Annotated in this window: 20 protein-coding genes; 13 read left to right on the top strand and 7 right to left on the bottom strand. The window is 71.7% G+C overall.

Features of this window, described 5'->3' with window-relative positions:
• Nucleotides 1-144: 144 nt before the first annotated feature.
• Together A4E84_RS44875 and A4E84_RS44880 are read right to left on the bottom strand one after the other, a co-directional pair.
• Nucleotides 145-864: an ISAs1 family transposase gene (locus A4E84_RS44875; protein WP_237305032.1), complete on the bottom strand. Its 720-nt coding sequence runs from the start codon at nucleotides 862-864 to the stop codon at nucleotides 145-147.
• Nucleotides 842-1,270: a transposase family protein gene (locus A4E84_RS44880; protein ID WP_237305033.1), complete on the bottom strand. Its 429-nt coding sequence runs from the start codon at nucleotides 1,268-1,270 to the stop codon at nucleotides 842-844. The genes A4E84_RS44875 and A4E84_RS44880 overlap by 23 nt, the downstream gene beginning before the upstream one ends.
• Before the next feature lie 486 nt (nucleotides 1,271-1,756).
• On the opposite strand from A4E84_RS44880, the gene pcaDC reads away from it, so the two are divergent.
• Genes pcaDC through A4E84_RS33005 form a run of 3 tightly spaced genes read left to right on the top strand, consistent with a single transcriptional unit; the run spans nucleotide 1,757 to nucleotide 4,566 of the window.
• The gene (pcaDC, locus tag A4E84_RS32995) at nucleotides 1,757-3,064 is read left to right on the top strand and encodes a bifunctional 3-oxoadipate enol-lactonase/4-carboxymuconolactone decarboxylase PcaDC (RefSeq protein ID WP_062930047.1); all 1,308 of its coding nucleotides are present in this window, start codon (nucleotides 1,757-1,759) and stop codon (nucleotides 3,062-3,064) included.
• 33 nt (nucleotides 3,065-3,097) lie between these two features.
• Nucleotides 3,098-3,733 (top strand): MBL fold metallo-hydrolase, encoded by a 636-nt coding sequence (locus A4E84_RS33000; protein WP_062930048.1) that lies wholly within the window; start codon nucleotides 3,098-3,100, stop codon nucleotides 3,731-3,733.
• Nucleotides 3,734-3,786: 53 nt separating this feature from the next.
• Nucleotides 3,787-4,566 carry an exodeoxyribonuclease III gene (locus tag A4E84_RS33005; protein WP_062930049.1) on the top strand — a complete coding sequence of 260 codons (780 nt, stop codon included), beginning with the start codon at nucleotides 3,787-3,789 and terminating at the stop codon, nucleotides 4,564-4,566.
• Between the two features lie 169 nt (nucleotides 4,567-4,735).
• Here A4E84_RS33005 and A4E84_RS33010 read toward each other — a convergent pair whose 3' ends face one another.
• The gene (locus A4E84_RS33010) at nucleotides 4,736-6,502 is read right to left on the bottom strand and encodes an SGNH/GDSL hydrolase family protein (protein WP_062930050.1); all 1,767 of its coding nucleotides are present in this window, start codon (nucleotides 6,500-6,502) and stop codon (nucleotides 4,736-4,738) included.
• A 221-nt stretch (nucleotides 6,503-6,723) separates the two neighbouring features.
• Here A4E84_RS33010 and A4E84_RS33015 point away from each other — a divergent pair, with 221 nt between their 5' ends.
• Both A4E84_RS33015 and A4E84_RS33020 read left to right on the top strand, forming a co-directional pair.
• The gene (locus A4E84_RS33015) at nucleotides 6,724-7,131 is read left to right on the top strand and encodes a DUF6278 family protein (protein WP_062930051.1); all 408 of its coding nucleotides are present in this window, start codon (nucleotides 6,724-6,726) and stop codon (nucleotides 7,129-7,131) included.
• Between the two features lie 140 nt (nucleotides 7,132-7,271).
• Nucleotides 7,272-8,015 carry an amino acid ABC transporter ATP-binding protein gene (locus A4E84_RS33020; RefSeq protein WP_062930052.1) on the top strand — a complete coding sequence of 248 codons (744 nt, stop codon included), beginning with the start codon at nucleotides 7,272-7,274 and terminating at the stop codon, nucleotides 8,013-8,015.
• 223 nt (nucleotides 8,016-8,238) lie between these two features.
• Here A4E84_RS33020 and A4E84_RS33025 read toward each other — a convergent pair whose 3' ends face one another.
• Together A4E84_RS33025 and A4E84_RS33030 are read right to left on the bottom strand one after the other, a co-directional pair.
• A complete protein-coding gene (locus A4E84_RS33025; RefSeq protein ID WP_062930053.1) occupies nucleotides 8,239-9,807 on the bottom strand; it encodes an alpha/beta fold hydrolase in 1,569 nt (522 codons plus the stop codon).
• A gap of 116 nt (nucleotides 9,808-9,923) precedes the next feature.
• Nucleotides 9,924-10,685: a hypothetical protein gene (locus A4E84_RS33030; protein WP_062930054.1), complete on the bottom strand. Its 762-nt coding sequence runs from the start codon at nucleotides 10,683-10,685 to the stop codon at nucleotides 9,924-9,926.
• A gap of 104 nt (nucleotides 10,686-10,789) precedes the next feature.
• On the opposite strand from A4E84_RS33030, the gene ggt reads away from it, so the two are divergent.
• Nucleotides 10,790-12,595, top strand: coding sequence for a gamma-glutamyltransferase (gene ggt / locus A4E84_RS33035; protein ID WP_062930055.1), 1,806 nt, complete (start codon nucleotides 10,790-10,792; stop codon nucleotides 12,593-12,595).
• 62 nt (nucleotides 12,596-12,657) lie between these two features.
• Here the strand turns inward: ggt and A4E84_RS33040 are convergent, their stop codons facing one another.
• The gene (locus A4E84_RS33040) at nucleotides 12,658-15,192 is read right to left on the bottom strand and encodes an ATP-dependent Clp protease ATP-binding subunit (protein ID WP_062930056.1); all 2,535 of its coding nucleotides are present in this window, start codon (nucleotides 15,190-15,192) and stop codon (nucleotides 12,658-12,660) included.
• A 188-nt stretch (nucleotides 15,193-15,380) separates the two neighbouring features.
• Nucleotides 15,381-16,148: a type I methionyl aminopeptidase gene (gene map, locus A4E84_RS33045; RefSeq protein ID WP_062930057.1), complete on the bottom strand. Its 768-nt coding sequence runs from the start codon at nucleotides 16,146-16,148 to the stop codon at nucleotides 15,381-15,383.
• 33 nt (nucleotides 16,149-16,181) lie between these two features.
• On the opposite strand from map, the gene A4E84_RS33050 reads away from it, so the two are divergent.
• The 7 genes from A4E84_RS33050 to hydA all read left to right on the top strand — a co-directional run bounded on the left by A4E84_RS33050 (nucleotide 16,182) and on the right by hydA (nucleotide 25,285).
• Entirely contained in the window at nucleotides 16,182-16,433 is a 252-nt protein-coding gene (locus A4E84_RS33050; RefSeq protein WP_174569481.1) for a helix-turn-helix domain-containing protein, read from the top strand.
• 99 nt (nucleotides 16,434-16,532) lie between these two features.
• Entirely contained in the window at nucleotides 16,533-18,872 is a 2,340-nt protein-coding gene (locus A4E84_RS44885; RefSeq protein WP_237305034.1) for a hypothetical protein, read from the top strand.
• 170 nt (nucleotides 18,873-19,042) lie between these two features.
• The gene (locus A4E84_RS33065) at nucleotides 19,043-19,885 is read left to right on the top strand and encodes a nitrilase-related carbon-nitrogen hydrolase (RefSeq protein WP_031136537.1); all 843 of its coding nucleotides are present in this window, start codon (nucleotides 19,043-19,045) and stop codon (nucleotides 19,883-19,885) included.
• Nucleotides 19,882-21,168, top strand: coding sequence for an aspartate aminotransferase family protein (locus tag A4E84_RS33070; RefSeq protein WP_062930059.1), 1,287 nt, complete (start codon nucleotides 19,882-19,884; stop codon nucleotides 21,166-21,168). The genes A4E84_RS33065 and A4E84_RS33070 overlap by 4 nt, the downstream gene beginning before the upstream one ends.
• A 28-nt stretch (nucleotides 21,169-21,196) precedes the next feature.
• A complete protein-coding gene (locus tag A4E84_RS33075) occupies nucleotides 21,197-22,762 on the top strand; it encodes a PucR family transcriptional regulator (protein ID WP_062930060.1) in 1,566 nt (521 codons plus the stop codon).
• A gap of 155 nt (nucleotides 22,763-22,917) precedes the next feature.
• A complete protein-coding gene (locus A4E84_RS33080; RefSeq protein ID WP_031109741.1) occupies nucleotides 22,918-23,760 on the top strand; it encodes a nitrilase-related carbon-nitrogen hydrolase in 843 nt (280 codons plus the stop codon).
• A 121-nt stretch (nucleotides 23,761-23,881) separates the two neighbouring features.
• Nucleotides 23,882-25,285 (top strand): dihydropyrimidinase, encoded by a 1,404-nt coding sequence (gene hydA, locus A4E84_RS33085; protein WP_062930061.1) that lies wholly within the window; start codon nucleotides 23,882-23,884, stop codon nucleotides 25,283-25,285.
• Nucleotides 25,286-25,287: the final 2 nt, after the last annotated feature.

Genomic DNA, 25,287 nt, shown 5'->3' on the forward strand with positions numbered 1-25,287 from the left:
GCCGATGTTCCGAGCCGGTGAGCAGATCCCCGACTGGGGATCTGCTCACCGGCAGACTTTGTCCGGCACTCAACGGGTCTCGTCGACACGCCGCGCTTCCGACACGTCGCGTGAGATGCCGACGCCTTCGTGAGCAGGGCTTGATCAAGTTCCGTGGTAGTCCGGGTTGTTGGTGATGCCCAGGATGGCGAGTGCTTGTTCGGGGTCGTGGCGGATGACGCGGGTGGTCTTGGCGATGTTTTCGGCTCCGAGGAGCTTGAGGATGCCGATGGCGAGGTTACGGAAGCCGGCCATGGCGCGGGGTGCGCTGCCGGCGTGCACGGTCGAGGCGTCCTCGGCAAAGGTCACGTCCCGGATGTGGTGCGAGGAGTTCTCGATGCCCCAGTGCCCGCGGATCGCGGCGGCCGGCGCGGCCGGTCCGGCCTGGTGGGCGTCGAGGCTGGTGACGGCGTAGAGGTTCTCGCGGCTCTCGGGCTTGTCGGCGGGCTTGCGTCGGCGGTGGACGCGGACGGCGAGCGCCGCGTGGGGGAAGGCGATGCCGCCGAGGTTGTCGGTGATGGCGCAGGTCTTGATCGAGCGGGACTCGCGGCGGCCGTGCCTGGTCTGTGAGGCGCTGTGCTGGACGGCGATGTCGGCCCAGGGTAGGGCGGCGAGCTGGGCGTAGGCGGTGGGCTGGTTGGTCTTGATCACGGCGATGTAGTGCGCCTTCTTCGTCTCGATGAGCCAGGTGATGCTGGCCTTTACCGAGTGCAGGGCATCGAAGGTGACGACGGCGCCGGCCAGGTTCAGCGGCGACAGCAAGGGTTTGAAGTGGCGCACCTCGTTCGTCTTCGCACCGACCTCAACCTGGTTGAGCGTGGCCACGGGTGCGTGTGTGACGGCCGAGAGCAGGTGCCGGCGCGGCGTACCCAGGTGGGAGGAGCCCTTGAGGGCCCTTGCCGTCCACGGCGATGACCTGCCGCGATCGGGTGGCGGACTCGTCCGTGGTGGTGCGGCGGGTGTCGGCCAGGAAGGCGCCCACTGCCTGGTCCAGGGCATCGCCGTCGAGTGCGGCAAAGACGCGTCCGATGGTGACCGGCCTCGGGCTGCGCCGCCAGCCGAGCAGGTGACGGCGCACACCGAGGGATGCCAGCAGCGCAGGCGTGGCCCGCTCGCCGAACTCGGCGAGCTCGTCGATGCTCTTCGCGCCGCCGATGGCCGCGCAGGCACACACCAGCAAGATCGACGTCAGCGAGTACCACAGGCCCCGGCAGGAACGCGGATCGGGCACCGATTCGAGGTAAGGGCGCAGGTCAGCGATCCGGTCGGGATCCAGCGGACCCAGCTTCGTCAGTACGGCGGGGATAGGGGAAGATGCAACAGCAGGCACGGGACATCCCCGTGATCATCGGCTTAGACACCAAAATGATCACGGATCCCCGTGCCTGCACTGCTACCCGCCCCTACCGACCTCGATCGCCAACCTTCCCCGCAACCACGGAACTTGATCGAGCCCTGGGATCACGCCGAGCCTCGTTCGTGCCACCACACTCGATGCTGCTTCCTGAACCGCCTGGAGGCCGTGATCAAAGAGGAAAGCGTTGCTCGTAGCGGCTGAAGGAGGGCACGCGCCCGGAAGGCCCACTGCCGACACGGCCACGAGTACATGCCGGAGAATGTATACCTGGGTTCTCGTTGGCAGGACCGGAGCCGGGCAAGGCCCGCTAGGTCCACCCCGGCGATGTGACATCTCGTGACAGATGAGAGGCTCAGACGGGTGAGCGCGACACCACCGAACACCCTGCAATACCGCTTTGACGGGCCAGAAGAGGCTCCCGTCCTGATCCTGGGTCCCTCACTGGGTACCACATGGCACATGTGGGACCGCCAGATCCCCGAGCTGACCAAGCAGTGGCGCGTCTTCCGGTTCGACCTGCCCGGCCACGGCGGCGCTCCCGCGTACCCGGCGGGATCGGTGAGTGAGCTCACCACGCGGCTGCTGGCCACCCTCGAAGGGCTCGGCGTGCAGCGCTTCGGCTACGCGGGCTGCGCGCTCGGCGGTGCCGTCGGCATCGAGCTGGCCCTGCGCCACCCGGAGCGGCTCGCCTCGCTCGCGCTGATCGCCGCCTCGCCCCGCTTCGGCACGGCCGACGAGTTCCGGCAGCGGGGCGTGATCGTCCGCACGAACGGCCTCGACCCGATCGCCCGCAGCGCGCCCGAGCGCTGGTTCACCGGCGGCTTCGCCGCCGCGCAGCCCGCGATCACCGAGTGGGCCGTGCAAATGGTGCGCACCACCGACCCCGGTTGCTACATCGCCTCCTGCGAGGCGCTCGCCTCCTTCGACGTACGCCCCGAGCTCGGACGGGTCGGCGTACCGACCCTGGTCCTGGTCGGATCGGACGACCAGGTCACCGGCCCCGCCGAGGCCCGCACGCTGGTCGCCGGCATCCCGGACGCCCGCCTCGCCGTCGTCCCCGGCGCCTCCCACCTGGTCCCGGTGGAGCAGCCCGGGGCGGTCACCGACCTGCTGGTGCGGCACTTCTCCACCGCCTGGCAGCCCGTCTTCGAGACCTCCACCGGCCAGAACGCCCTGCCGGCGGCCGCCCTCAAGCCGGTCCTGTCTGCCGCCCCGCCACAGCCCCTGCAGACCGGGCCCGTCGCCGAGATCGCCCCGCTCGCCGTACCGCCGCAGGTCCAGGGCCGGCCCGACCCGTACGACGCCGGGATCAAGGTCCGCCGCGAAGTGCTGGGCGACGCGCACGTGGACCGGGCGCTCGCCCAGGCCGACGAGTTCTCCGGGGACTTCCAGGAGTTCATCACCCGCTACGCCTGGGGCGAGATCTGGGACCGCCCCGGCCTGGACCGGCGCACCCGCAGCTGCGTCACCCTCACCGCCCTGGTCGCCGGCGGCCACCTGGACGAGCTCGCCTTCCACACCAGAGCCGCCCTGCGCAACGGCCTCACCCCGGGGGAGATCAAGGAAGTGCTGCTCCAGGCGGCCGTCTACTGCGGCGTCCCGGCCGCGAACAGCGCCTTCAAGGTGGCCCAGCAGGTCATCCGCGAGGAGACCACACCCCAGGAGTGAGCCCGCGGGAGAGCGCGGAGGCAGGATGGAATCATGAAGCTCACGAAGAAGTCGCACGCCTGCATCCGCCTGGAGAAGGACGGCCGGACCCTCGTCCTCGACCCCGGCGCCTTCACCGAGGAGGACGCCGCGCTCGGCGCGGACGCGATCCTCGTCACCCACGAGCACCCCGACCACTTCGACGAGTTCCGGTTGCGCGCTGCGATGGAGGACAACCCGGCCGCCGAGCTCTGGACCCTGAAGTCGGTCGCGGAGAAGATCTCGGCCGCCTTCCCCGGCCGCGTCCACACCGTCGGCCACGGCGACACCTTCACCGCCGCGGGCTTCGACGTCCAGGTCCACGGCGAACTGCACGCGGTGATCCACCCGGACATCCCGCGCATCACCAACGTCGGCTACCTCGTCGACGGCGGCAGGGTCTTCCACCCCGGCGACGCCCTCACCGTCCCCGACCACCCGGTGCAGACGCTGATGCTCCCCGTGATGGCCCCCTGGAGCAAGATCTCCGAGGTCATCGACTACGTCCGCGAGGTGCGGCCGCAGCGCGCCTACGACATCCACGACGCCCTCCTCACCGACCTGGCCCGTCCGATCTACGACCGCCAGATCGGGCACCTCGGCGGCGCGCAGCACCTGCGGCTGACGCCGGGGGAGTCCGCCGAGGTCTGAGGCCCCGAGGGGACCGGGACGCGTTGTCGGACCCGCCGGGTAGGTTGTGGGGCATGCGCATCGCGACCTGGAACGTGAACTCGATCACCGCCCGCCTGCCGAGGCTCCTGGCCTGGCTGGAGAGCAGCGGCACGGACGTGCTGTGCCTCCAGGAGGCCAAGGTCGCCGAGGAGCAGTTCCCCTCGGAGCAACTGCGCGAGCTGGGCTACGAGTCGGCGGTGCACGCGACCGGCCGGTGGAACGGCGTGGCGGTGCTCTCGCGTGTCGGCATCGAGGACGTCGTCAAGGGCGTGCCCGGCGACCCCGGGTTCGACGGCTCGGTGGAGCCCCGCGCCATCTCGGCGACGTGCGGCCCGCTCCGCGTCTGGTCGGTCTACGTGCCGAACGGCCGTGAGGTCGACCACCCGCACTACGCCTACAAGCTCCAGTGGTTCGAGGCCCTCAAGGCGGCCGTCGCCGGTGACGCGGCGGGCAGCCGCCCCTTCGCAGTGATGGGCGACTACAACGTGGCGCCGACGGACGACGACGTCTTCGACCCCGCCTTCTTCGAGGGCTCCACCCATGTCACCCCCGCCGAGCGCGCCGCGCTGGCCTCCCTGCGCGAGACGGGCCTGTCCGACGTGGTCCCGCGGCCCCTCAAGTACGACCACCCGTTCACGTACTGGGACTACCGCCAGCTCTCCTTCCCGAAGAACCGCGGCATGCGCATCGACCTGGTGTACGCCAACGCGCCCTTCGCGAAGGCGGTCAGCGACGCGTACGTGGACCGCGAGGAGCGCAAGGGCAAGGGCGCCTCGGACCACGCCCCCGTCGTCGTGGACCTGGACGTCTAGGAGGGTGCTGAAGATCTTGGCCGGGCTCCCGGCGCCTGGCACGCACGTCTGCCGCGTTGCCGAAACGCCCTGGTAGCTCCGCTACGAGGACGCTCCGGCGCCTTGCAGCCGCACGCACCAGGCGCCGCTCGCCGATCCGGCCAAGATCTTCAGCACCCTCCTAGGGGCTTCAGGGCCGCAGCAGCCCCAGGTCGACCGAGTCCGCCAAGGCCGCCAGCCCCGCGTCGCCCGGGTGCAGGCGGTCCCCGCTGTCGTACGCGGGGAGTATCCGGGACGGCCGCTGTGGATCGCGGACCACCGCGTCGAAGTCGAGCACGGCGTCGAAGGCCCCGCCGCCGCGGATCCACTCGTTCACCGCGACCCGCTCGGCGTCGACGGCGGCGGTGCACCGCGCCTCGCCCTCGCAGGGCAGGATCGTCGCAGCGAGCATCCGCAGCCCCCGGGCGTGCCCCCGCGCCGCCAGCTCGCGCAGCCCGGCGACCACCGCCTCCGCCGACGTGCCCCACCGCAGATCGTTGACGCCCTCGAAGACGACGGCCGTACGCGCCGACGGCTGGGCGAGGACGTCCCGGTCGAAGCGGTGCAGGGCGCTCACCCCGGCCGTGTCCGTGGACACCCCGTCGCCGGGGTACCGGTCGGTGACCACTCGATTGCCCGAGATCCCGAGGTTCAGCACGCCGTAGCTCGGGACGGTGCCCTGCTTCAGGAGCCGGCCGGCCAGGACGTTCGGCCAGCGCCGGTTCGCGTCCACGGTGGACTTGTCGCCGTCGGTGATCGAGTCCCCGAGCAGCACCACGGAGCCGGGACCGCCGCTCACGTCGACCCCGGCGAGCAGCGGCCAGCGGGTGATCACCGAGGTGTACGCCCCGGCGGCGGCGTCCACCGCGTGGTCGCCGGGCTCGCTGACGTACGAGCGCTGCTGGGCGAGCCCGTGCACCGGCGCCGCGGCCACCGTCCCGGGCAGGTGGAAGCTGATCAGCAGATTGGCGTCCGCCGGCACGGAGAAGCCGAGCGGGTCGCTGTACGCCTGGCCCCCGGCCGGGATCGCCACGCCCGCGGCACCGCCGAACGACAGCGCCACCGGGGTGCCCCGCGCGGCCGCGCCCGACGCCTGCACCGCGACCGTCGCGCTCCCGATCCGCACCGGAGCGGCCGCGAAGGTGTTGTCGAACCGCATCCGCACCCGGGGCCCGCCCAGGGACGTGTGCACGACCAGCCGCAACGTCCGGCCCGTCCAGGGGCCCACGGCGGCGTAGCCTCCCGTGGCCGTGGTCCAGCTGCCCGTCCAGCCCTGCGTGGCGGACCGCACCGACACCGCGAAGACGTGCAGCCCGGTCGCGCTCGGCAGCCGGACCGACTTCACCGCGTGCCCCCGCACCAGCGGCACCGTCACCACGTACAGGCGGGCCTGCCGGTCGAGTTGGCCGCCGGGCGTGTTGATGTGCGGCAGGGCCACCGCCTTGGTCGCGAGCGGCCCGGTGCGCCAGTCGGGCGCGGTCAGCCGGTACCCGGAGCGGGTGCCGTTCGCGTACCTGACCGTGCCCGGGCCGCCCACCTCCGTGCCGGCGGTGCCCGCCACCAGGAAGGCCAGGGCGTCCCCGCGCCCCGTGACCCGCACGTCCTGCCCGGCGGCGCGGACGTTGTCCGGCTCGCCGGGCCGGCGCTTCGGCCAGGTCAGCCGGGCGCCCTGCACGGTGAGCGCGCGGCCGGGCGTCCAGCCCGCGGCCGTGAGGTCCCGCGCCGACAGGGAGGCGCCGGAGCCGTCGAAGTCGGCCTCCCGGGGCCGGCTGTCGTCGCTGACGGCCACGTTGTCGAACAGCCGCTCCAGCGGCACCGGTGCCGCCCGCCCCCGCTCGGCGGCCTGCGCCGACACCGTCGGCACCAGCGACCCGCACAGGGTCAGGACGACCAGGATCCCCCGGACACATCGGCGCACGGCCGACTCCTCCCGCTCATCGACATACGACGCGACAGACGAAACGCAGAGACGAAAACCGAAGAGACAACGACAGCCGGGACACAAGACGCACGGTGAAGTTAGGGAGACGGGAGTGACCCGTCAACGCGCGCTGCGTGAACTCGGCCTGAACTCGACCGGGATCGGCGGACCCGCGCGCCCTGTGGTGCGTACGGCGGTACGAATGACACGCTGGGAGTATGAACATCCCTTTCCTGGGCAACCGGCGCCAGAAGGTCGGGTTCCCCGACCCCGCAGGCATCGCGGAACTCCTCGCCGAGTGCGAACTGCTCCGCTCCCAGGCGTACCGGGAGGGCGTCCGGCTGGACGACTCGGCGGCCTCCCTGGAGGCGCTCGACCAGCTCGTGCCGCGCTGGCGGGACGACGAGGAGACGCTGCCCTGGCTCGGCAACGACGCCGGTCTCTACCTCGGCACCGTCATCGTGCGCACGGTGCCGGGAGCCGCCTGGGAGATCCGGTCCGACGGACAACCGGTCGTGCGACTGGTCTCCGGCCGGGAGTTCGACGTCGTGGACTCCGGCCACGAGTGGGCGGTGAACGGGGTCCCCGAGCTGTCGCAGCTGTACGCCGAAGTCGCGGAGTCGTGAGCCCCATGACCGCAACCTTTGGCCCAAAGTCCGACTTAAATACGGCTAATGATCGAAAAGTGCGTGTCGCCCGACAAGTCCGATCTTGCCTGGATACGTTGCGGCAACCACCACACAGCTGAGAGTGAGTAGGGCTGAGCATGGCCGTCGAGCCGCTGATCGAGCTGCGTGACGTCAACAAGCACTTCGGGGAGCTGCATGTCCTGCAGGACATCAACCTCACCGTCGGCCGGGGGGAGGTGGTCGTGGTCATCGGCCCCTCGGGGTCGGGAAAGTCGACCCTCTGCCGGGCGATCAACCGGCTGGAGACCATCGAGTCCGGAGAGATCGTCCTCGACGGGCAGCCGCTGCCGGCGGAGGGCAAGCCCCTGGCCAGGCTGCGCGCCGATGTCGGGATGGTCTTCCAGGCGTTCAACCTCTTCGCCCACAAGACCGTCCTGCAGAACCTCTCCCTGGGGCAGGTCAAGGTCCGCGGACGCAAGAAGGAGGACGCCGACAAGCGCTCCCATGAACTCCTCGACCGGGTCGGCGTCGCCGACCAGGCGGACAAGTACCCGGCGCAGCTCTCCGGCGGCCAGCAGCAGCGCGTGGCCATCGCCCGCGCCCTGGCCATGGAGCCCAAGGCGATGCTCTTCGACGAGCCGACCTCGGCCCTCGACCCGGAGATGATCAACGAGGTGCTGGAGGTCATGAAGCAACTGGCCCGCGACGGCATGACCATGATCGTCGTCACGCACGAGATGGGCTTCGCCCGGTCGGCCGCCAACCGGGTCGTCTTCATGTCCGACGGCCGGATCGTCGAGGACCGCAGCCCCGACGAGTTCTTCACCAACCCGAGCAGTGACCGCGCCAAGGACTTCCTCTCCAAGATCCTCAAGCACTGAACGGGCGGGCACCGGACGGCTCATCGGATCGGACCTCGACTACGATGTGCCCTTCATCCCTGTCGGAGAGGGGGACTTCGCCGAAGACCGCCGATCCCGACGGGGGTGAGCAGACCGCCCGCCCCGTCCGCGGGGCACTTCCCTCCGGGTGCGGCCCCCACGGCCCGAGGGCCACGGGGGCGGCGGTTCACATCGGCCAGGCCCGTCCGGCGGCAGCCGGAGATCACTGCTCGCGCAGCGGAACCGACACGTACGACGGGTCGTTCGCCGGTGAGGAGAAGGTCAGCTGCGCGCCGGACGGGTTGTGCTCGATGTAGAGCGGGTCGACCGTGTCGACGACCAGGGCGAGGCGATGCCCGGCCGGGACGTCATAGGCCGTGGAGTACAGCTCCAGGTCGACGCCGAACGGCTTTCCGGGGGTGCGCCCGTGGAAGGTGTACGGCGCGTGGGTGACCAGCTTGCCGAGGCCGAGCGGCCCCACGTCGTACAGGTAGGCGACGAGGGTGCCGCTCTCCTTGGTCGGGGTGAGGGTCGTGTGCAACCTGGTCGTCCCCCGCACCTGTTGGGCCGTGGCCGACTTCTCCGACTGCCAGACGGCGGCCCAGCGGCGGGGGAGCAGCGGGATCGAGGCCATGGGCGGCAGCTGAGCCACCTGGTCGAGGATGCTGGACAGGAAGACGACACCACCGTCCGCCCCCGAGTTCACGTTCGCGCGGATCGTCTTCGAGCCTCCGAGGGCGATCTTGCGGTCCGTCGCCCCGGCCGACTTCCAGTCCGGGTAGCCCTCGTAGCCGCCCGTGGAACGGGACTTGAGCTGGACGGGCTGCTCGCGGTCGATGCCGTTGTCCTCGCCCCTGAGGTAGTGGTCGAACCAGCGCTCGGTGTCCTTCCACACGTCGTTGGGCAGCCCGAACAGGCCGGTCAGTTCGGCCGTGGCGTGGTCGCCGGGCCGCATCTCCAGCCGCTTCGGGCCGGTCAGCTTCTCGTAGAAGTCGGCGTACTGGTTGGGCGGGAAGACGCTGTCGCCCCAGGCGTTGGCGAGCATGATCGCCGCGCCGTTCTCGTTGATCCGGTCGACGTAGGTCGCAGCGGAACGTTTCTTCCCCCAGGCGACGAGTTCCGGCTCCTTCGCCAGGTTGGAGCCGTAGAAGTCGTTGAAGGTCTGCCGGAGTTCCGCGCTCTGGCGGCCCGTCACCACGCTCGCGCCGTCCAGCAGGGCGGCGGCCTGGAGGTGCTGGGTGCGCCCGGCGTAGATCGAGCCGATCAGGTCGGCCCAGCCGCTGAGCGAGGCGACCGCCTTGATCCGCTTGTCGTGCGCGGCGGTGAGCAGGCTGATGCCCGCGCCGTAGGAGACGCCCGCCATGCCGATGTGCCCGGCGTCCGCGGGGGTGTGGGTGAGCGCCCAGTCGATGACCTTCGACGCGTCGGCGATGTCGGGTGGTCCCGCCACTTCTATCTCGCCGCCCGACTGCCAGAAACCGCGCACGTTGTACGTGACCACGACGTACCCGGAGTCGGCGAGTTTCTGTGCCTGGGCCAGGTACTCGACCTGGGGCAGGCCCCAGCTCGTGGGCATGACGAGCAGCGGGTAGCGGTCGGTGCCGCGGGCGCCGGCCGGGGTCACGACGTTGGCCTTGAGGACGGTGCCGCCGTCGCCGGCGATGTCGACGAAGCGGACGGGGTTGGGCGCCGCCTGCGCGGTGGGGGCGAATCCGAGGGCGGTTCCGGCGACCAGGGTCGCCGAGACGGCGCCTACGGCGGTGGTGCGCAGAGCCTTGCGGTGGGGTCCCACGGGTCACTCCTCACTCGTGTCAGTGCAAAGTGACGGAACGGTAACCGCGACCTCTTACCAGAGGTAACCCGTCGGTAAGTTACGTGCCAGTAACGATTGTTGAGCAGTGGAGGACTTCAGGAGGCGCGGTGTGTATTGCGTGGAGCGGTCGCCGCGGCGGGCAGTGCGGTCTGCGCCGCCCGCGTCACGTCCTCCACCAGTTCGACGACGTCCGGGCCGTAGGCCTGCGAGTTGATCACCTTGAGCAGCAGTACGAACGAGCTGTTGCCGTACTTGTGGGTGAGGCGCTCGTGGTTGCGGGCCAGGTAGCGCGTGGTCGCCTGGTTGGTGATCGAGGTCTGGCCGCAGAACAGGAACACGGGACGGGTGTTCTGGCTGCGCTCCGCCGTGACCCGGGCCAGCAGCGCGTACTCCTCCCTGCCGTTCTCCATGCGGTAGCGCTCGGAACCGACCTGGAACGCGCCCCGGTCCGGGCCCGGTTCGGAGTCGACGTTCACCCGCACCCCCGGCAGCAGGGAGGACAGATGGGCCGCCATCCGGCGGTTGGACGCCGGGCCGCCCACGCAGAACTCGGTGCGCTCCCCGAAGCCCTGGCGTGCCGTGTCGTGCGGGAGTATCTGGGCGTGGGCGTTGCAGTCCTTGATCAGCGCGGCGAGTTCGAGCAGGGCGAACACGTCGTAGCGCATCACCGAGAGTTCGGGGCCCGTGGCGCCCCGGTTCACCACCAGCAGGGACTCTGAGTTGTCCGGAAGTCCGAAGAACACCTGCTTCCGGCGGAGCTTGCGCCGCCACAGGTAGGTGCGGGCCACCCAGCCGAGCGCGGCACTGATGCCCGCCGCGACCACACCCAGAACGATGTTGCGCACGTCGTCATTCATGGGCGCGCATGGTAGCGGGCCCGACGCACCGGTGTTCGACGCCTGCCTGACGCGGCCATGGCGATGAATTAAGCTGCGCGGACGGCCTTTGACTGGAGGTGCGGATGCGTCGCCCTGTCGCACGGAATCTGACGGTCCTGGCGGTTTCGGCCGCCGTGGTGGTGTCGGTGGGAGCGGCGGCGCCGCCACCCGCCGCGCAGAGCACCGGGGGTGGGAAAACCCCGCTGGCCGTCGGCTACGGGGGCGCCGTCTCCAGCGTCGACCCGGACGCCTCCGCCGCCGGGATCGAGGTCCTGAGGAAGGGCGGCAACGCCGTCGACGCGGCCGTCGCCACGGCCGCCGCGCTCGGCGTCACCGAGCCCTACTCCGCCGGCATCGGCGGGGGCGGCTACTTCGTGTACTACGACGCCAAGTCCCGCACGGTACGCACCATCGACGGCCGCGAGACCGCCCCGCTGACCGCCGACGAGAACCTGTTCACCGAGAACGGCAAGCCCCTGGCCTTCGCCGAGGCCGTCAGCAGCGGCCTGAGCGTCGGCACCCCGGGCACGCCCGCCACCTGGCAGACGGCTCTCGACCGGTGGGGCAGCAAGCCGCTGGCGAGTGTCCTGAAGCCGGCCGAGCGGCTGGCGCGCGACGGTTTCACGGTCGACGAGACCTTCCGCTCGCAGACGGCGTCCAACGAGACCCGCTTCCGCTACTTCCCGGACACCGCCGACCTGTTCCTGCCGGGTGGCCAACTCCCCGTCGTCGGCTCCACCTTCAAGAACCCCGACCTCGCCCGTACGTACGCGGAGCTGGGACGCAAGGGCGTCGACGCGCTCTACCACGGCCGGCTCGGCCGGGACATCGTCGACACCGTCAACAAGCCGCCGGTGGACCCCGGCTCCGGCTGGAACGCCCGGCCCGGCGACCTGTCCGCCAAGGACCTGGCCGCCTACCGCACCAAGGTCCAGGCACCCACCAGGACCACGTACCGGGGCCTCGGCGTCTACTCCATGGCGCCGTCCTCCTCCGGAGGCACGACGGTCGGGGAGGCGCTCAACATCCTGGAGCGGACCGACCTGTCGAAGGCGAGCAAAGCCCGCTATCTGCACCGCTTCATCGAGGCCAGCCGGATCGCGTTCGCGGACCGGGGGCGCTGGGTCGGTGACCCGGCCTTCGAGGACGTGCCGACGAAGGAACTGCTGTCGCAGCGGTTCGCCGACTCGCGCGAGTGCCTCATCAAGGACGACGCCGTGCTCTCCAGCCCGGTACCGCCGGGCGATCCGCGTCATCCTGAGCGGTGTGGCTCCGGTGGTACGGCCGCGCCGACGACGTACGAGGGCGACAGCACCACGCACCTGACGGTGGCGGACAAGTGGGGCAACGTCGTCGCCTACACCCTCACCATCGAGCAGACCGGCGGCAGTGGGATCACCGTCCCCGGGCGGGGGTTCATCCTCAACAACGAGCTGACGGACTTCTCCTTCACCCCTGCCAACCCCGCGGTGCACGACCCGAACCTGCCGGGGCCGGGCAAGCGCCCGCGGTCGTCGATCTCGCCGACCATCGTGCTGGACCGGCACCATCAGCCCGTGGTGGCGCTGGGATCGCCGGGTGGCGCGACGATCATCACGACCGTTCTGCAGACGCTCACCGGGTTCGTCGACCGGGGGCTGCCGCTGGTCGACGCGATCGCCGCGCCCCGGGCCAGTCAGCGCAACGCCGCGCAGACCGAGCTGGAGCCGGGGCTGTACGACAGTGCCCTGAGGCAGCAGCTGGAGGCCATCGGGCACTCCTTCAAGGTCAACCCCGAGATCGGTGCGGCTACGGGTGTTCAGCGGCTGCCGGGCGGTAAGTGGCTGGCAGCCGCTGAGACCGTGCGGCGAGGCGGGGGGTCGGCGATGGTGGTGCGGCCTGTGCGTTGAGTGCCGGGTGCGGGTGCGGGTGCGGGTGGGTGGGGGGCTGGTCGCGCAGTTCCCCACGCCCCTTAAGAGGGCGCTGCCGAACTCGGTGTCTGGAACGTCAAGTGGCCGTCCGCCGTGTCCACCGTGACACGGCCACCCTCCTCCACCCTGCCGTCCAGCAGCAGGCGTGACAGTTCGTTGTCCACCTCGCGTTGGATGGTGCGGCGGAGCGGGCGGGCGCCGTACTCCGGCTGGTAGCCGCGGTCGGCCAGCCATTCCACCGCGCGGTCGGTGAAGGTCACCGTGACGCCCTTGTGCTGGACGAGGGACCGGGTGCGGTCCAGTAGGAGGTTGGTGATCCGGCGCAGTTGCTCCGTGGTGAGCTGGCGGAAGACGACGATCTCGTCGATGCGGTTGAGGAACTCGGGGCGGAAGTGCTCGCGCAGGGGCCGCAGGATCTGTTCGCGGCGGGCCTCCTCGTCCGCGTCGGCGCCGCCCGCGGCGAAGCCCGTCGTGGCGCCCCGGCGGGTGATGGCCTCGGAGCCGAGGTTGCTCGTCATCACGATGACCGTGTTGCTGAAGTCCACCGTGCGGCCCTGGGAGTCGGTCAGCCGGCCGTCGTCGAGGACCTGGAGCAGGATGTTGAAGACGTCCGGGTGAGCCTTCTCCACCTCGTCCAGCAGCAGCAGCGAGTACGGGTGGCGGCGCACGACCTCGGTGAGCTGGCCCGCCTCCTCGTGGCCCACGTAGCCGGGCGGGGCGCCGATCAGCCGGCTGACGGTGTGGCGCTCCTGGTACTCGCTCATGTCGAGCCGGACCATGCGGTCCTCGCTGCCGAACAGCACCTCGGCGAGCGCCCGGGCCAGTTCGGTCTTGCCGACGCCCGTCGGGCCGAGGAACAGGAAGCTGCCGATCGGGCGGTCGGGGGCCGCCAGCCCGGCGCGGGAGCGCAGCACCGCGTCCGAGACGACCCGCACGGCCTCGTCCTGGCCGACCACCCGCTCGTGCAGGTGCTCCTCCAGGCCCAGCAGGCGGTCCTTCTCCTCCTGGGTGAGGCTGCTGACCGGGATGCCCGTCTGCCGGGACACCACCTCGGCGATCGACTCGGCCCCGACCACCAGGTCCTGGCCCTCGTCGACCTCGCTGTCGCCGCCGGCCTCGGTGATCCGCTGCTTCACGTCCACGATGCGGTCACGCAACTGGGTGGCCTGCTCGTACTGTTCGTCCGCGACGGCTTGGTCCTTGTCCCGGGTCAGCTGCTCCAGCTCCCGCTCCAGGGCCCGTACGTCCGTGCCCTTGGTCCGCGCCCGCAGCCGCACCCGGGCACCGGCCTGGTCGATCAGGTCGATCGCCTTGTCGGGCAGGCGGCGGTCGGAGAGGTAGCGGTCCGACAGCTCCACGGCGCTCACCAGTGCCTCGTCGGTGTAGCGGACCTGGTGGTGGGCCTCGTAGCGGTCCTGGAGGCCGCGCAGGATCTCGATCGCGTCCGCGGGCGTCGGTTCCGGCACCATGATCGGCTGGAATCGGCGGGCCAGCGCCGCGTCCTTCTCGATCCGGCGGTACTCCTCCAGCGTGGTGGCGCCCACGATGTGCAGCTCGCCCCGGGCCAGGGCCGGCTTGAGGATGTTGCCGGCGTCCATCGAGCTGCCGTCGCCGCCACCGGAACCGGCGCCCACGACCGTGTGCAGCTCGTCGATGAAGATGATCAACTGGTCGGAGTGGGCGCGGATCTCGCCCACGATGTTGTTCATCCGCTCCTCGAAGTCACCCCGGTAGCGGGTGCCCGCGACCACACCCGTGAGGTCCAGGGCGACCACGCGGCGCCCGATCAGCACGTCGGGCACGTCCGCCTCGGAGATGCGCTGCGCGAGCCCCTCCACGACGGCCGTCTTGCCGACCCCCGCGTCACCGATCAGCACCGGGTTGTTCTTGCCGCGCCGGGAGAGGACCTCGACGGTCTGCTCGATCTCCTGGTCCCGGCCGATCACCGGGTCGATCCGGCCCTGCCGGGCCAGCTCGGTGAGGTCACGGCCGTACTTGTCGAGGGTCGGGGTGTTCGTCGGGCGCGGACGCTCCGACTGGGGGACCTCCTGCGCCTCGGGCGGTTCGGAGGGCGCGAAGCGGGCCGCGTTGAGGATGTGCCCGGCGGCCGAGTCGGGGTTGGACGCCAGAGCGCTGAGCACGTGCTCCGGGCCGATGTAGCCGTAGCCACGGGCCCGGGCCATGTCGTGCGCGTCCAGCAGGGCCCGCTTGGCGGCCGGGGTGAGGGAGAGCGCGGTCGGTGGCGGGGCGTCGTCCGGCCTGTGCTGGGCCGGTCCCGAGCGGTCGTCGATCTGCGACGCCAGTGAGTCGGGGTTGGCACCGGCCTTGCTGAGCAGGGTGCGCGTGGGCTCGGTGGCGAGCGCCGCTCGCAGCAGATGCTGCGTGTCGAGGTCCCGGCTGCCGTGCTCGGCGGCGTACTGGGCGGCGCCGCGGACGAGCTCCCGGGCCGGCTGGCTGAGCAGCCGCCCGAGATCGATCTGCCGAGGACCGGGGCGCGGTCCGCCGAAGAAGCGTGCGAGGAATTCTCCGAAGGGATCCGAGCCGTAGCCCTCCGGGCTGGTGAAGCCGCTGCTCATGGGCCTTCCGTTCCCGGCGTCCCCGGCGCGCGGGCGGGGGACGCCCTCGCTGGTCGACGTGCCGGGGTCGGGTAACCCGGGTGGCAGCCGGTTACACCTGGGGCGCGCTCGTAGAACACCTTCGCACGATCGTGGGCGAGGGGCATCTTTGGTGTGTACCGGGAGGAAAAGGCGATCGCGCGCGGGGTTCAGCGTGCTGTCAGGATCCTCGGCCCCGACTCCGTGATAGCCACCGTGTGCTCGGCGTGGGCCGCCCGGGAGCCGTCGTTCGTCTTCAGAGTCCAGCCGTCGGGAGCCGCGTGGAAGCCGTCCGTACCGCCCGCGATGACCATGGGCTCGATGGCCAGCACCATGCCGTGCCGCAGCCGCATGCCGCGCCCGGGGCGGCCTTCGTTCGGCACCCCGGGGTCCTCGTGCATGCGGCGGCCGATGCCGTGGCCGCCGAAGCCGTCCGGGATTCCGTAGCCGGCGCCCCGGCACACCGTGCCGATCGCGTGGGCGATGTCGCCGATGCGGTTGCCGACGACGGCCGCCTCGATGCCGGCCGCGAGGGCCCGCTCGGCGGTCTCGATCAGGCGGAGGTCCGCCGCGCGCGGAGTGCCCACGACGAAGCTGAGCGCGGAGTCGCCGACCCAGCCGCCCAGTTCGGCGCCGAAGTCGATGGAGACGAGGTCGCCGTCGCGCAGGCGGTAGCGGCCCGGGATGCCGTGCACGATCGCGTCGTTGACCGAGACGCAGAGGACGGCGGGGAAGGGGGTCGGTGCGAAGGACGGGCGGTACCCCAGGAAGGGCGAGGTCGCGCCCGCCTCACGCAGGACGCCGTGTGCCACCTCGTCCAGTTCCAGCAGGGATACGCCCACGGCGGCGGCCTGCCGGGCGGCCGTCAGGGCTCGGGCCACGACCTGGCCCGCCTCGTACATCGCGTCGATAGAAGTGTCTGTCTTGAGCTCCACCATGCCAATTACTATACCGGTATTAGAATGGGGGTCATGGTGCGCACCCCTCTCACCCCCGAAGAGCGCGAACGCGGCGAGCGGCTCGGCAAGCTGCTGCGTGAGGCGCGCGGCGGCCGGAGCATGACGGAGATCGCGGCGAGCGCGGGGATCTCCGCGGAGACCCTCAGGAAGATCGAGACCGGCCGGGCCCCGACCCCGGCTTTCTTCACGGTGGCCGCGCTGGCCGGCGTGCTCGGGCTGTCCATGGACGAACTGGCCGGACGGTGCGTGCCGGTGCCCCTCTGAGGCTCCTGCGCCGTGCGTGAAAACTCCCCGTAGCGTGCCCGTAACACGACTGGTGTTGCCTAAGGGGGCGGAGTGCTCCGGTCTCACGGGAGTTGAGCGATGGCGGCGGATCAACTCCCGGCTGAAGTCGGGAAGTTCGCGACCTACCTGGACGGTCTGCTGGCGCGCCTGGACCCGTCCGGCGGCTGGTGCGCGGTGTTCTGGCAGCGTGACCCGGAGGGCATGCGGGCCTGCCTCGACGGGCGCGAGATGCCGCCCTGGGACGTGGTCGAGGCCCTGCTGCGGGACCTCGCCGGGCAGTACGGCCCGGGGGGAGCCGGCCCGGAGACGGACCGGGCCCGCGCCCTGCATGCCGCAGCGCTCGCCGCGTACGACGGGCGGCCCGGGGGCCGCGACGCCCTCGACGACCGCCTCGACGTCATGCTCCGCGAACAGAAGTACGCCGCCGAACGCCAGGCCGCCCTGGCCCGCCACCTGACCTCGGCCACGACCCGCGAGCAGGCGGACGCCTTGCGCCTGGACCTGGCCTGGGCCCAGGACGACCACGAACGGGCCGCGGCGCGCTGCGCGGAACTCCGGGCGCGGATGGCCCACCTGGACCGACGCGACCAGGAGGTCCTCCCGAGGGCGTGGGAGGACACGGCCGGGCCGTCCACGACTGGTGACGGGTACGAGCCCGGGGGCCGGTGGGCCGGGACCGGTGCCGCCGGCCGATACGGTGCCGGAGGCCTGGGGGCCGGGCGGCACACTCCACAACACTCGACGAGCCGGCCCGCCCCGGAAGACGTCGCCCGGGCCGCCGGGTCCGACGCGTTCCCAGCCCGTGCCCCGGCCGAGGCCGACGCCGTGGCTCCGGAGGCCGGGCGGCCCGCCCCGCAGTACCCCAAGAGCCGGATCGGCCCGGGCGAGCCCGCCGGGGTCGCCAGGCCAGACGGTCTCCCGGCCCCGGCCGGGACCGGTGCCGTCGGCCGGTATGACGCCGTAGGCCAGGCGGCTCGGCGGTCCGCTCCGCAGCATCCCGCGAGCCGGACCGCTCCGGGGGAAGGTGCCGGGCCCGACGGTCTCCCGGCCCCGGCCGGGACCGGTGCCGTCGGCCGGTATGACGCCGTAGGCCAGGCGGCTCGGCGGTCCGCTCCGCAGCACCCCGCGAGCCGGACCGCCCCGGGGGAAGGTGCCGGGTCCGACGGTCTCCCGGCCCCGGCCGGGACCGGTGCCGTCGGCCGGTATGACGCCGTAGGCCAGGCGGCTCGGCGGTCCGCTCCGCAGTACCCCGCGAGCCCGACCGCCCGCGGGGAAGCCGCCGCACGCGGTAACTCCGGCGGGATCACCCCTTGGGGCGCAGCCCCGGCCGCAACCGTCCCCGGCGCGTTCGCCCCAGCCGCCGGCTCCACTCCTGCCGCTCCGGGGTCCCGAGCCGCCGATTCCAGCCCGGCCGCTGGAGCCTCGGCCGCCGGCTCCACTCCTGCCGCTCCGGGGTCCCGCGCCGCCGATTCCAGCCCGGCCGCTGGAGCCTCGACCGCCGGCTCCACTCCTGCCGCCCCGGGGTCCCGCGCCGCCGACTCCAGCCCGGCCGCTGGAGCCTCGACCGCCGGCTCCACTCCTGCCGCTCCGGGGTCCCGAGCCGCCGACTCCAGCCCGGCCGCTGGGCCCTCCACCACCCACCCCACCCCGGCCGCCCCGGAGCCTCCCGCCCCCAAGCAGCGCAAACGACGTCGCGGCAGTGCTCGCTTCGCCGGGATGGTGGACGAGGATGCCGCAGCCGTCGCCGTGCCGCCGGCCGCCGCCGTGCCGGATCTGCCCGCGCCCGCCCCCACGGCCCCCGGCCGTACCCCGCGCGGCGCGCGCTTCGCCTGGGCCGCCGAGGAGCCAGTCGTGGAACGCGCGGCACCGGAGGCAGACAGGCCCGGGGCCGCGGACCTGGCCGAGGTCGGACGGACCGTCGATCTGCTGGCCCGGCTGCGGAGCGAAGGGCGCAGCGGGGAGGCCCACGCGCTGCTGACCGAGGTCGCCTCGTGGGAGCCCGCCCGGTTTCCGCTGCTCGCGGAGCGGCTGCACCGCGCCGGCCTGGACGCCGACTGGCAGACCCTGCTGTGGGAGGCCGCCTCGCTGCCCGCGGGGCGGCTGGTCGCCGCCGCCGACGCACTGGCCGCCGCCGGGCGGGCGGGGGACGGGCAGCAGATGCTGCGGCAGGGCGTCGCACGGCCGCCGGGCGAGGTGGGCGCGGCCGTTCTCGGCCTGGCCGCCGAGGGGCGCCACCGCGAGGTGCGCGTGCTGCTCGACGCGTACGTGAGAGCCCGGACCCCCGAGGAAGCCGCCCGCAGCGCCGCACCCGACCCGCGGCGCCTCGTGCCGCTCCTCCTGGAGGCTGCCCGAGGCGTGTCGGACGAGCGCAGCTGGGACCTCGTGCACGCCCTGCGGGTCGCCGGATACGCCGCCTGACCGGCGACGTCGCACCCCGGGCGACTCACCCACAGGAGTGCGAATCGCGCAATGCCCCGCGGGTTGGCGACGATGGTCTTGGCAACCCCGTGCCAGAGGCTTACGTTCGTGGCTCTACGGCCCGCTTCTACGGGCGTAGAGGCGCAGACGTCGCGTCGAAGGAGCAGCTCATGGCCAACGTCGTACGTGCCGCCCTGGTCCAGGCCACCTGGACCGGCGACACCGAGTCCATGGTGGCGAAACACGAGGAGCACGCCCGCGAGGCGGCCCGCCGGGGCGCGAAGATCATCGGGTTCCAGGAAGTCTTCAACAGCCCCTACTTCTGTCAGGTCGAGGAGCCGGAGCACTACCGCTGGGCCGAGCCCGTCCCCGACGGGCCGACCGTCCGGCGCATGCGGGCACTCGCGCGCGAGACCGGCATGGTGATCGTCGCGCCGGTGTTCGAGGCGGAGCAGCCCGGCTTCTACTACAACACCGCGGCCGTGATCGACGCCGACGGCACCTACCTCGGCAAGTACCGCAAGCACCACATCCCGCAGCTCAAGGGCTTCCGAGAGAAGTTCTACTTCAAGCCCGGGAACCTCGGCTGGCCCGTCTTCGACACGGCCGTCGGCAAGGTCGGCGTCTACATCTGCTACGACCGCCACTTCCCGGAGGGATGGCGCCAACTCGGCCTGGCCGGCGCCCAACTCGTCTACAACCCCTCCGCCACCCACCGGAGCCTGTCGTCCCACCTGTGGCGGCTGGAGCAGCCCGCGGCCGCCGTCGCCAACGGCTACTACATCGCCGCGATCAACCGCGTCGGGCAGGAGGAGTACGGGGACAACGACTTCTACGGCACGAGCTACTTCGTCGACCCGCGTGGGCAGTTCGTGGGGGACGTCGCCAGCGACAGCCAGGAGGAGCTCGTGATCCGGGAGCTGGACATCGACCTCATCGAAGAAGTGCGGCAGACGTGGGCCTTCTACCGCGACCGCCGTCCCGACGCCTACGAAGGGCTGGTTCAGCCGTGACCAACGACCTCCTGGGCCGTCACCGGGCCGTGCTCCCGGACTGGCTCGCCCTCTACTACGAGGAGCCCCTGGAGATCACCCATGGCGAGGGCCGCCACGTCTGGGACGCGCAGGGCAACCGGTACCTCGACTTCTTCGGCGGCATCCTCACCACCATGACGGCGCACGCGCTGCCCGAGGTGACCAAGGCGGTGAGCGAGCAGGCCGGGCGGATCATCCACTCCTCCACCCTGTACCTCAACCGGCCGATGGTCGAACTCGCCGAGCGCATCGCACAGTTGAGCGGAATCCCGGACGCCCGCGTCTTCTTCACCACATCGGGCACCGAGGCCAACGACACCGCCCTGCTGCTGGCCACCGCGTACCGGCGCAGCAACACGATCCTGGCCATGCGCAACAGCTACCACGGCCGTTCCTTCAGCGCCGTCGGCATCACCGGCAACAGCGGCTGGTCCCCGACGTCGCTCTCCCCGCTCCAGACGCTGTACGTCCACGGCGGCGTGCGCACCCGGGGACCGTTCGCCTCGCTCAGTGACGACGCCTTCATCGCGGCCTGCGTCGACGACCTGAAGGACCTGCTCGGCCACACCCGCCCGCCGGCCGCGCTGATCGCCGAACCCGTCCAGGGCGTCGGCGGCTTCACCGCACCACCGGACGGGCTCTACGCCGCCTTCCGCGAGGTGCTGCACGAGCGCGGCATCCTGTGGATCGCCGACGAGGTGCAGACCGGCTGGGGCCGCACCGGCGAGCACTTCTGGGGCTGGCAGGCCCACGGCCGCAACGGGCCGCCCGACATCATGACCTTCGCCAAGGGCATCGGCAACGGCATGTCCGTCGGCGGGGTCGTGGCCCGCTCCGAGATCATGAACTGCCTCGACTCCAACAGCATCTCCACCTTCGGCGGCACCCAGATCACCATGGCGGCGGGCCTCGCCAACCTCACCTACCTGCTGGAGCACGACCTCCAGGGCAACGCCCGGCGCGTGGGCGGCCTGCTCATCGAACGGCTGCGGGCCGTCGCCGCGCACGTCCCGGCCGTACGTGAGGTACGCGGACGCGGGCTGATGATCGGTATCGAGATCACCAAACCCGGGACCGACGAGGCCGATCCACAGACCGCGGCGGCCGTCCTGGAGGCGGCCCGCGAGGGCGGCCTGCTGATCGGCAAGGGCGGCGGGCACAACACCAGTACGCTGCGCGTCGCCCCGCCGCTGTCCCTCAACGTCGCGGAGGCCGAGGAGGGCGCCGCGATTCTCGAGAACGCTCTGCGGAGCATCCCGTAGCAGTGCACTGAGCAAGGGGCCCGCCATCATGACCATCACCCTGGATTCCCTGGAGCCCGCCCTGTCGGTCCGGCAGGTCCTCACCCTGGAGCGGGTGCTCGCCGGGGAGCCCGAGGTGGTGGCCGGCGCGGGCCACCTCGACCGGCCGGTGCGCTGGGTGCACGTCGCCGAGGCCGCCGACGTCGGTGTGATGCTCAGCGGCGGCGAGATGGTCCTCACCACCGGAGTGCTGCTCGCCGGTGACGAGGACAAGCAGGCCGAGTACGTCCGGTCGCTGCACCGCGCGGAGGCCGCCGCCGTCGTCCTCGGACTCGGCCGTGCCTTCCCCGCGGCGCCGGACGTGATGCGCCGGGCGGCCGAGCGGTGCGGGCTTCCGATGGTCGTCCTGCACCGGCCCTTCCCCTTCGCCGAGCTGACCGAGGAGGTGCAGTCGCGGCTCGTGCGGCGCAAGTTCGCCGCCGTCAGCCTCTCCGAGGCCGTCCGCACCGAACTCACCGCCCTCATCACGGCCGGCGCGCCGCTGCAACGCCTGCTCGACGAGGTCGCCCGGCACAGCGCCTGCCCGGTCGTCGTCACCAACCTCGCCCACCGCGTCCTCGGCACGGCGGGGGAGCGGCCCGCGGTGGACGACGTGCTGCGCGACTGGGAGCGCATCGCCCGGCAGGCCGGCGGCGTCGAGGGCGACGGCTGGATCCGGGCCGAACTGGGCGGACGCGGGGAGCGGTGGGGCCGGATCGTGCTGTGCGGCTACCGGGGCGACACCGCCACCGGACGGCTGCTGGCCGACCGGGCCGCCGAGGCCCTCGTCCTGCACCGCATGCTCGCCGGCGGCGCCGCCCGCTCCTGGGAGGAGCAGTCCGCGCAGAGCCTGCTGACCGACCTGGTCAGCGGTGTCGTACCGGCACGGCAACTGCTGCCCCGGGCCCGTGCGGCAGGGCTGCCGGTCAACCGGCGCACCTTCGTGCCGCTGGTCGTCCGCGACGGCGACCCCGCCCGGCTCGAACGCCTCCTGCGGCTGCTGGGCCTGCCCGGGCTGGTCGCCGAACTGGCCGACGGTGCCACCGCCGTGCTGCTCAGCCTGCCCCGGGACCAGGACGCGGGCGCCCTCGCCGCGCACTTCGCGACCCGGCTGCGGACCGAGACCGGCCCGGACCACACCGTCGTGGCCGCGGCCGAAGCCCGCGCCGCCTGGGACGACGTACCCACCGGCCTGCGCGAGGCCCAGCACGTCGCGGACGCCGTGGCCGACTCCTCCGCCGTCCTCGACCTCCCGCCGGTCGTGCGCCTGAAGGACGTCCACCTGCGGGGCCTGATCCGCCTCCTGCGCGACGACCCGCACGTGCAGTCCTTCGCGGAGCGAGAGCTGGACGGACTGCTGCGCGAGACCGACGAGGACCTGCTGTCGGTGCTGCGCACCTACCTCGCCACCGGTCGCAACAAGTCGCGCACCGCCCAGCTCCACCACGTCTCCCGGCCGGCCCTCTACCGCCGCCTGGAGGCCATACAGGTCCGGCTCGGGGTGGACCTCGACGACTTCGAACAGGCCGCCTCGGTGCACATCGCACTCCTCGCGCACGACGCGCAACAGCAGTGAAACACGCGACCACCTGGGAAAACGGCGGTGAAACATGGGTCCACGAAAGAGTGACACGGTGGCACGCCGCACGCCCTCGGACGTGACACGCTGCAACTCAAAGACGCCCTTCGCGCTCCCTAGGCTCACGGCACACCGAGCGACCGGAGGTCCCGATGAGCCGAGTGATCCGTGCCGCCGTCTTCCAGACAGCCTGGACGGGCGACAAGGAATCGATGATCCAGGTCCACGAGCAGGCGGCCCGCGACGCGGCCGCGCAGGGAGCCCAAGTCCTGTGCTTCCAGGAGCTGTTCTACGGTCCGTACTTCTGCCAGGTCCAGGACCCGGCCTTCTACGAGTACGCCGAGCAGATCCCCGAGGGCCCGATCGTCCGCCGCTTCCAGGCACTCGCCAAGGAGCTGGGCATCGTTCTGGTGCTGCCGATGTACGAGGAGGAGCAGCCCGGCGTCCTCTACAACACCGCCGCCGTGATCGACGCGGACGGCTCCTACCTCGGCAAGTACCGCAAGACACACATCCCGCAAGTGCGGGGCTTCTGGGAGAAGTTCTACTTCCGCCCGGGCAACAGCGGCTGGCCCGTCTTCGACACGAAGGTCGGACGTGTCGGCGTGTACATCTGCTACGACCGCCACTTCCCCGAGGGCTGGCGCGCCCTGGGCCTCGCGGGTGCCGAGATCGTCTTCAACCCCTCGGCCACCTCCCGCGGCCTGTCCGGCTACCTCTGGCAGCTGGAACAGCCGGCGGCGGCCGTCGCCAACGAGTACTTCGTCGGCGCGATCAACCGGGTCGGGGTCGAGGAGTACGGGGACAACGACTTCTACGGCACCTCGTACTTCGTGGACCCGGAGGCCCAGTTCGTCGGCGAGGTGGCGAGCGACAAGGAGCCCGAACTGGTCGTCCGCGACCTGGACATGGCCAAACTCCGCGAGGTCCGCGACCGCTGGCAGTTCTACCGGGACCGCGCACCGGGCGCGTACGGACCACTGACAGCACCTTGAGGCGTCCGCGGGGGACGTGCCCTCACAGGCGCGGGGCTGTATTCGATATGCGGCTACCGCCGCACGGGCGCGAGCAACCACCTACAACCGGCACGCATCCACAGCGAGGAGCGACCACGACATGAGCAGCCGTACAGTCATCCGCGGCGGCCTCGTCATCACCGCATCCGACGAGATCCACGCCGACGTCCTGATCGAGGACGGCCGCATCGCCGCCCTCGCCGCGTCCAACGCCCCGGCGGCGCAAACCTTCACCGCGGACCGCACCATCGACGCAACCGGAAAGTACGTCATCCCCGGCGGCGTGGACGCCCACACCCACATGGAGCTGCCCTTCGGCGGCACCTTCGCCTCCGACACCTTCGAGACCGGCACCCGGGCCGCCGCCTGGGGCGGCACGACGACGATCATCGACTTCGCCGTGCAGAGCGTCGGCCACAGCCTGCGCGAGGGCCTGGACGCCTGGCATGCCAAGGCCGACGGCAACTGCGCGATCGACTACGGCTTCCACATGATCGTCTCCGACGTCAACGAGCACACCCTCAAGGAGATGGACCACCTGGTCGAGGAGGGCGTCACCTCCTTCAAGCAGTTCATGGCCTACCCGGGCGTCTTCTACAGCGACGACGGCCAGATCCTGCGGGCCATGCAACGATCCGCCGACAACGGCGGCCTGATCATGATGCACGCCGAGAACGGCATCGCGATCGACGTCCTGGTCGAGCAGGCCCTGGCCCGGGGCGAGACCGACCCGCGCTACCACGGCGAGGTCCGCAAGGCCCTGCTGGAGGCCGAGGCCACCCACCGCGCCATCAAGCTCGCGCAGGTGGCCGGCGCGCCCCTGTACGTCGTGCACGTCTCGGCGACGGAGGCGGTCGCCGAGCTGGCCCGGGCCCGCGACGAGGGGCTGCCCGTCTTCGGCGAGACCTGCCCGCAGTACCTGTTCCTGTCGACCGACAACCTCGCCGAGCCCGGCTTCGAGGGCGCCAAGTACGTGTGCAGTACGCCCCTGAGGCCGAGGGAACACCAGGCCGCACTGTGGCGCGGCCTGCGCACGAACGACCTCCAGGTCGTCTCCACCGACCACTGCCCCTTCTGCTTCGTGGGCCAGAAGGAACTGGGCCGCGGTGACTTCTCCAAGATCCCCAACGGTCTGCCCGGCGTCGAGAACCGTATGGACCTGCTCCACCAGGCGGTCGTCGACGGACACATCTCCCGCCGCCGCTGGATCGAGATCGCCTGCGCGTCCCCGGCCCGCATGTTCGGCCTGTACCCGAAGAAGGGCACGATCGCGCCGGGCGCCGACGCCGACGTCGTCATCTACGACCCGCAGGCCGAGCAGCTCATGTCCGCCGAGACGCACCACATGAACGTCGACTACTCGGCGTACGAGGGAAGGCGGACCACCGGCCGGGTCGAGACGGTCCTCTCGCGCGGCGAACCCGTCATCACCGAGCGGGAGTACACCGGCCACGCCGGGCACGGCGTGTTCACCCCGCGATCCACCTGTCAGTACCTCAACTAGGA

This window comes from Streptomyces qaidamensis (assembly GCF_001611795.1).
Taxonomy (GTDB): domain Bacteria; phylum Actinomycetota; class Actinomycetes; order Streptomycetales; family Streptomycetaceae; genus Streptomyces; species Streptomyces qaidamensis.

Coding starts and splice junctions, on each gene's coding strand:
- A4E84_RS33000 (WP_062930048.1), top strand. CDS start 3,098: ATGAAGCTCACGAAGAAGTCGCACGCCTGCATCCGCCTGGAGAAGGAC.
- A4E84_RS33005 (WP_062930049.1), top strand. CDS start 3,787: ATGCGCATCGCGACCTGGAACGTGAACTCGATCACCGCCCGCCTGCCG.
- A4E84_RS33015 (WP_062930051.1), top strand. CDS start 6,724: ATGAACATCCCTTTCCTGGGCAACCGGCGCCAGAAGGTCGGGTTCCCC.
- A4E84_RS33020 (WP_062930052.1), top strand. CDS start 7,272: ATGGCCGTCGAGCCGCTGATCGAGCTGCGTGACGTCAACAAGCACTTC.
- A4E84_RS33030 (WP_062930054.1), bottom strand. CDS start 10,685: ATGAATGACGACGTGCGCAACATCGTTCTGGGTGTGGTCGCGGCGGGC.
- ggt (WP_062930055.1), top strand. CDS start 10,790: ATGCGTCGCCCTGTCGCACGGAATCTGACGGTCCTGGCGGTTTCGGCC.
- A4E84_RS33040 (WP_062930056.1), bottom strand. CDS start 15,192: ATGAGCAGCGGCTTCACCAGCCCGGAGGGCTACGGCTCGGATCCCTTC.
- map (WP_062930057.1), bottom strand. CDS start 16,148: ATGGTGGAGCTCAAGACAGACACTTCTATCGACGCGATGTACGAGGCG.
- A4E84_RS33050 (WP_174569481.1), top strand. CDS start 16,182: ATGGTGCGCACCCCTCTCACCCCCGAAGAGCGCGAACGCGGCGAGCGG.
- A4E84_RS44885 (WP_237305034.1), top strand. CDS start 16,533: ATGGCGGCGGATCAACTCCCGGCTGAAGTCGGGAAGTTCGCGACCTAC.
- A4E84_RS33065 (WP_031136537.1), top strand. CDS start 19,043: ATGGCCAACGTCGTACGTGCCGCCCTGGTCCAGGCCACCTGGACCGGC.
- A4E84_RS33075 (WP_062930060.1), top strand. CDS start 21,197: ATGACCATCACCCTGGATTCCCTGGAGCCCGCCCTGTCGGTCCGGCAG.
- A4E84_RS33080 (WP_031109741.1), top strand. CDS start 22,918: ATGAGCCGAGTGATCCGTGCCGCCGTCTTCCAGACAGCCTGGACGGGC.
- hydA (WP_062930061.1), top strand. CDS start 23,882: ATGAGCAGCCGTACAGTCATCCGCGGCGGCCTCGTCATCACCGCATCC.